The following is a 1,132-nucleotide window of genomic DNA, read 5'->3' on the forward strand; positions in this document are numbered from 1 at the left end:
CCGTCACCGGAGCCCTGAACACCGCGGCCTCGAACACCGGCTCCGGCAACAACTTCCGATCCAACTTCCCCGAAGCATTGAGCGGAAACGCATCCAACACCATGATCTGCGACGGCACCATATACGACGGCAACACCGCACCCAACGAATCCACCAGTGCCGCAGTATCAACCACCGCACCCGACGCCGGCACCACATACCCCACCAACTGATCACCGGTCACCGTCGACACCACAGCCACCGACGACACAGACACCGACACATCAGCCACCAACGCCGACTCGATCTCCCCCAACTCGATCCGCTGACCACGGAACTTCACCTGAAAATCGGTACGACCGATGTACTCGAGCTCACCCGACACACCCCACCGCACCAAGTCCCCCGTGCGATACATCCGCGAACCCACCCCACCGAACGGATTCGCCACGAACCGATCCGCCGACAAATCCGGACGAGAAACATACCCACGAGCCAACTGCACACCCGACAAATACAACTCACCCGCAACACCCACCGGCACCGGACGCAACCGCGAATCCAACACGAAAACCTGCGAATTCCACTGCGGCACACCAATAGAGACCACACCACCATCGACGGCGCCCGTCACATCCGCGAACGTGATCGACACCGCAGCCTCGGTCGGACCATACAAGTTGTGAACCCGCGCACCCGACACCACACCGAAATCACGCACCGCCTGCGCCGGCAACGCCTCACCGATGACGAACACATCACGCAACGAACCCAACAACTCCGCAGACACAGCACCCGCGAACACCGACAACATCGTCGGCACGAAGTCCGTCACCGTCACACCCTGATCAGCGATCACCGACGCCAAATACCCCGGATCCCGATGACCGTCATGCGTGGCCACCACCAACCGAGCACCCACCGCCAACGGCAAGAAGAACCCCCACAACGACACATCGAACGTCGTCGCAGTCTTCTGCAAATACACATCCGACCCAGTCAGAACATACTGACCCTGCATCCACGCCATCTGATTGACGATCGCCTCATGCGAAACCGCCACACCCTTCGGCTTCCCCGTCGACCCCGACGTGAAAATCACATACGCAGCATTCGAACCACGCAGCGGCGCAACCCGATCCACATCCAACAC

Annotated in this window: 1 protein-coding gene; it reads right to left on the reverse strand. The window is 60.4% G+C overall.

Annotated elements, in window-relative coordinates; all coding sequences use genetic code 11:
- The coding region (locus tag R4P70_RS32610) for an amino acid adenylation domain-containing protein (RefSeq protein ID WP_317833849.1) at positions 1-1,132 on the reverse strand (1,132 nt) is incomplete at both ends.

The sequence above is a fragment of the Rhodococcus sp. IEGM 1241 genome (genome assembly GCF_033142365.1).
In the GTDB taxonomy this organism is placed as follows: domain Bacteria; phylum Actinomycetota; class Actinomycetes; order Mycobacteriales; family Mycobacteriaceae; genus Rhodococcus_F; species Rhodococcus_F erythropolis.